The sequence below is a fragment of the Streptomyces sp. UH6 genome (genome assembly GCF_013421635.1).
Classification (GTDB): domain Bacteria; phylum Actinomycetota; class Actinomycetes; order Streptomycetales; family Streptomycetaceae; genus Streptomyces; species Streptomyces abyssomicinicus.
This window is the reverse complement of the sequence record NZ_JACADT010000393.1, coordinates 1-4,906: the sequence shown is the minus strand read 5'-3', so window position 1 is coordinate 4,906 and position 4,906 is coordinate 1. Positions and strand designations below refer to the sequence as shown.

Sequence of the window (4,906 nt, the reverse complement as noted above, 5' to 3'; positions counted from 1 at the left end):
GGCGGGCGGCGCGGTCAGCTCAGCGGGTCGGCGCTTCACTCGATCGGGGCATGATCCGCGCCACATTCCGCAGCCGCTTCCGGGGGCGCGGTGCCGTCGCCCCGCGTGCCGTGCCGCGGGGCGTGGTGCCGGGGCGGCCGGGGGATCATGGAACACGCCGGGTGCGACCGGGTTGACCTGCATCTTCGTGCGCGTTGTGGGCGACACGGAACCCTTGGGTTTGACGCGCTGGTCGCGCCGGGTACCCTCTTCCGCCCGATTGGCCAGGCTCCCGCGCCATATGGCACACTAGCCAAGTTGCTCGGTCGAGTGTTGATGTCGCACGTCTCCCGCCGGGAGGACCGGAAGCGAGTCCCACAGTACTCGTCAGCCCCACGCGGGCTGGAAGTACGGGAATCTTCCGGGAAGTGCGGACGCGACACCGACCAGGCACCCGGTGGGCCTTCCGCTCCCGGTCACGCGGCGGTGAGCCGCACTCCCCCTGGTAGGGAATCCCGTTTCGGGACTTCGTATCGACGGGAGCGCGACACGCCCGACCGCGTGGGTCGGCGAAGAGGGTGAAGAGAGATCAGAAAACCCACCGGGTTCCAGAGCGTTACTAGAGACAGGACTACTGAGTAGCCATGGCGGGACAGAAGATCCGCATCCGGCTCAAGGCCTACGACCACGAGGTCATCGACTCCTCGGCGAAGAAGATCGTCGAGACGGTGACCCGCACTGGTGCGTCGGTCGCGGGCCCGGTGCCGCTGCCCACTGAGAAGAACGTGTACTGCGTCATCAAGTCGCCGCACAAGTACAAGGACTCGCGCGAGCACTTCGAGATGCGCACGCACAAGCGCCTGATCGACATTCTCGACCCGACGCCGAAGACCGTTGACTCCCTGATGCGACTCGACCTCCCGGCCGGTGTCGACATCGAGATCAAGCTCTGAAGGCCGGTGATCTGAGAATGGCTAAGCAGATCAAGGGCATCCTGGGCGAGAAGCTCGGCATGACGCAGGTGTGGGACGCGAACAACCGCGTCGTCCCGGTCACCGTCGTCAAGGCCGCCCCGAACGTCGTGACCCAGGTCCGTACGAACGACATCGACGGCTACGAGTCGGTCCAGATCGCCTTCGGCGAGATCGACCCGCGCAAGGTGAACAAGCCCCTCAAGGGCCACTTCTCCAAGGCCGACGTCACCCCCCGCCGCCACCTCGTCGAGATCCGTACCTCGGACGCTTCCGAGTACACCCTCGGCCAGGAGATCACCGCCGAGGTGTTCGAGGCCGGCGTCAAGGTGGACGTGACCGGCAAGAGCAAGGGCAAGGGCTTCGCCGGTGTCATGAAGCGTCACAACTTCAAGGGCCTCGGCGCCGGTCACGGCACCCAGCGCAAGCACCGCTCTCCCGGCTCCATCGGTGGCTGCGCCACCCCGGGCCGTGTGTTCAAGGGCCTCCGCATGGCGGGTCGCATGGGCAACGAGCGGGTCACCACCCAGAACCTGACCGTCCACGCCGTTGACGCGGAGAAGGGTCTGCTGCTCATCAAGGGCGCGGTTCCCGGTCCGAACGGCGGCCTCGTCCTGGTCCGCACCGCGGCCAAGGGGGCCTGAGGTAACCGATGAGCACTGTTGACATCCTTTCGCCGGCGGGCGACAAGGCCGGTACCGTCGAGCTCCCCGCGGAGATCTTCGACGCCAAGGTCAGCGTTCCGCTGATCCACCAGGTCGTCGTCGCGCAGCTGGCCGCTGCCCGTCAGGGCACGCACAAGACCAAGACCCGTGGCGAGGTCCGTGGTGGTGGCCGCAAGCCGTACCGCCAGAAGGGCACCGGCCGCGCCCGTCAGGGCTCGACCCGCGCGCCTCAGTTCGCCGGTGGTGGCGTCGTGCACGGTCCCGTGCCGCGTGACTACTCGCAGCGGACCCCGAAGAAGATGAAGGCCGCCGCCCTGCGTGGCGCCCTCACCGACCGGGCCCGCCACAACCGCATCCACGTCGTCTCCGGCGTGGTCGAGGGTGCCGCCTCCACGAAGGCCGCGAAGTCGCTGTTCGGCAAGATCTCGGAGCGCAAGAACCTGCTCCTGGTCGTCGACCGCGCCGACGAGGCCGCGTGGCTGTCCGCCCGCAACCTGCCCCAGGTCCACATCCTGGAGCCGGGCCAGCTGAACACGTACGACGTTCTCGTCTCGGACGACGTGGTCTTCACCCAGGCCGCTTTCGAGTCCTTCGTGTCCGGCGGCCAGGCCGTCACCGAAGGGAGCGAGGCCTGATGGCTACGCGTCACCCGAGCATCGCCTCCAAGGCTGCGAAGGCCGCCAAGGCCGCGCGCGTCGCCAAGGCGCGCCGCCACGCCGCCGAGGGCAAGAACACCGTCGTCACCCCGGCCAGCAAGGCGTACACGGACCCCCGTGACGTGCTGCTGAAGCCGGTCGTGTCGGAGAAGAGCTACGCGCTCATCGACGAGAACAAGTACACGTTCATCGTCGCGCCGGGCTCCAACAAGACCCAGATCAAGGAGGCCGTGCAGTCGGTCTTCTCGGTCAAGGTCACCGGGGTCAACACGATCAACCGCCAGGGCAAGCGCAAGCGCACCCGCACCGGGTTCGGCAAGCGTCCCGACACCAAGCGCGCGATCGTGACCCTCGCCGAGGGCGACCGTATCGACATCTTCGGCGGTCCGACCGCCTAAGGGCGTCGGATCGTCCGAATATCGGACGAGGACTGAGAAATGGGTATCCGCAAGTACAAGCCGACGACTCCGGGCCGTCGTGGCTCCAGCGTCGCCGACTTCGTCGAGGTCACGCGGTCCACGCCGGAGAAGTCGCTGGTCCGCCCCCTGCACAGCAAGGGCGGCCGTAACAACGCCGGTCGTGTGACCGTTCGCCACCAGGGTGGTGGCCACAAGCGCGCCTACCGCGTGATCGACTTCCGTCGTCACGACAAGGACGGCGTGCCGGCGAAGGTCGCGCACATCGAGTACGACCCCAACCGCACCGCGCGCATCGCGCTGCTGCACTACGCGGACGGCGAGAAGCGCTACATCATCGCGCCGCGCAACCTGCAGCAGGGTGACCGTGTCGAGGCCGGTCCCGGGGCCGACATCAAGCCGGGCAACAACCTGGCGCTCCGCAACATCCCGGTCGGTACCACGATCCACGCGATCGAGCTCCGTCCCGGTGGCGGCGCCAAGTTCGCCCGCTCCGCAGGCGCCTCCGTGCAGCTGCTCGCGAAGGAGGGCTCGATGGCCCACCTCCGCATGCCTTCCGGTGAGATCCGCCTGGTCGACGTGCGCTGCCGCGCCACCGTCGGCGAGGTCGGCAACGCCGAGCAGAGCAACATCAACTGGGGCAAGGCCGGCCGTAAGCGGTGGCTGGGCGTTCGCCCGACCGTCCGTGGTGTCGTCATGAACCCGGTCGACCACCCGCACGGTGGTGGTGAAGGCCGTACCTCCGGTGGCCGTCACCCCGTCTCCCCGTGGGGCAAGAAGGAAGGTCGTACTCGTTCGCCCAAGAAGGCGTCGAACAAGTACATCGTCCGCCGCCGCAAGACGAACAAGAAGCGCTAGGAGCGGGTTTAGATGCCGCGTAGTCTCAAGAAGGGGCCCTTCGTCGACGACCACCTCATGAAGAAGGTGGATGTCCAGAACGAAGCCGGCACCAAGAACGTCATCAAGACCTGGTCCCGTCGCTCGATGATCGTCCCGGCCATGCTCGGCCACACGATCGCGGTGCACAACGGCAAGACCCACATCCCGGTGTTTGTCACCGAGTCCATGGTCGGCCACAAGCTCGGCGAGTTCTCGCCGACGCGCACCTTCCGGGGTCACGTCAAGGACGACCGGAAGTCGAAGCGCCGCTAAAGCGGGGCTGTGAAAGACCATGACAGACACTGAAGGGACAACCATGGAAGCCAGGGCCCAGGCGCGGTACATCCGCGTCACGCCCATGAAGGCCCGCCGCGTGGTGGACCTTATCCGTGGCATGGATGCCACGGAGGCTCAGGCGGTCCTGCGTTTCGCCCCGCAGGCCGCGAGCGTGCCGGTCGGCAAGGTGCTGGACAGCGCCATCGCCAACGCCGCGCACAACTACGACCACACCGATTCGTCGAGCCTGTACGTCTCCGAGGCGTACGTCGACGAGGGCCCGACCCTGAAGCGGTTCCGTCCGCGCGCCCAGGGCCGCGCCTACCGGATCCGCAAGCGGACCAGCCACATCACCGTGGTCGTCAGCAGCAAGGAAGGAACCCGGTAATGGGCCAGAAGGTTAACCCGCATGGGTTCCGGCTCGGTGTCACGACCGACTTCAAGTCGCGTTGGTACGCCGACAAGCTGTACAAGGACTACGTCAAGGAAGACGTCGCCATCCGTCGGATGATGACGTCCGGCATGGAGCGCGCCGGCATCTCCAAGGTCGAGATCGAGCGCACCCGTGACCGCGTGCGTGTGGACATCCACACCGCTCGTCCGGGCATCGTCATCGGCCGCCGTGGCGCCGAGGCCGACCGCATCCGCGGTGACCTCGAGAAGCTCACGGGCAAGCAGGTCCAGCTGAACATCCTCGAGGTCAAGAACCCCGAGACCGACGCTCAGCTCGTGGCCCAGGCCGTCGCCGAGCAGCTGTCCTCCCGCGTCTCCTTCCGTCGCGCCATGCGTAAGAGCATGCAGTCGGCGATGAAGGCCGGCGCCAAGGGCATCAAGATCCAGTGTGGCGGTCGTCTCGGCGGTGCCGAGATGTCCCGCTCGGAGTTCTACCGCGAGGGCCGCGTGCCCCTGCACACCCTCCGCGCCAACGTCGACTACGGCTTCTTCGAGGCCAAGACGACCTTCGGCCGCATCGGTGTGAAGGTCTGGATCTACAAGGGCGACGTCAAGAACATCGCCGAGGTCCGCGCCGAGAACGCCGCCGCCCGCGCCGGCAACCGCCCGGC

At 67.2% G+C, this 4,906-nt stretch carries 8 protein-coding genes; all 8 read left to right on the top strand.

Features of this window, described 5'->3' with window-relative positions; genetic code table 11:
- The first annotated feature begins 623 nt into the window (after positions 1-623).
- Positions 624-932 (top strand): 30S ribosomal protein S10, encoded by a 309-nt coding sequence (gene rpsJ / locus HW445_RS18380; RefSeq protein ID WP_003948644.1) that lies wholly within the window; start codon positions 624-626, stop codon positions 930-932.
- A 17-nt stretch (positions 933-949) separates the two neighbouring features.
- Positions 950-1,594, top strand: a complete 645-nt coding sequence (gene rplC, locus HW445_RS18375; protein WP_151771776.1) for a 50S ribosomal protein L3 — start codon at positions 950-952, stop codon at positions 1,592-1,594.
- Between the two features lie 8 nt (positions 1,595-1,602).
- Positions 1,603-2,250: a 50S ribosomal protein L4 gene (rplD, locus tag HW445_RS18370; protein ID WP_166021537.1), complete on the top strand. Its 648-nt coding sequence runs from the start codon at positions 1,603-1,605 to the stop codon at positions 2,248-2,250.
- On the top strand, positions 2,250-2,669 hold the full coding sequence (rplW, locus tag HW445_RS18365) for a 50S ribosomal protein L23 (RefSeq protein WP_151771774.1): 420 nt from the start codon (positions 2,250-2,252) through the stop codon (positions 2,667-2,669). The genes rplD and rplW overlap by 1 nt, the downstream gene beginning before the upstream one ends.
- Positions 2,670-2,708: 39 nt before the next feature.
- Entirely contained in the window at positions 2,709-3,545 is an 837-nt protein-coding gene (gene rplB, locus HW445_RS18360) for a 50S ribosomal protein L2 (protein WP_151771773.1), read from the top strand.
- 12 nt (positions 3,546-3,557) lie between these two features.
- Positions 3,558-3,839, top strand: a complete 282-nt coding sequence (gene rpsS, locus HW445_RS18355; RefSeq protein ID WP_108954814.1) for a 30S ribosomal protein S19 — start codon at positions 3,558-3,560, stop codon at positions 3,837-3,839.
- Between the two features lie 43 nt (positions 3,840-3,882).
- Entirely contained in the window at positions 3,883-4,230 is a 348-nt protein-coding gene (gene rplV, locus HW445_RS18350) for a 50S ribosomal protein L22 (RefSeq protein ID WP_108954813.1), read from the top strand.
- Positions 4,230-4,906: 30S ribosomal protein S3 (gene rpsC / locus HW445_RS18345; RefSeq protein ID WP_180222083.1), on the top strand; the 677-nt coding region annotated here is incomplete at its 3' end. The genes rplV and rpsC, both read left to right, overlap by 1 nt.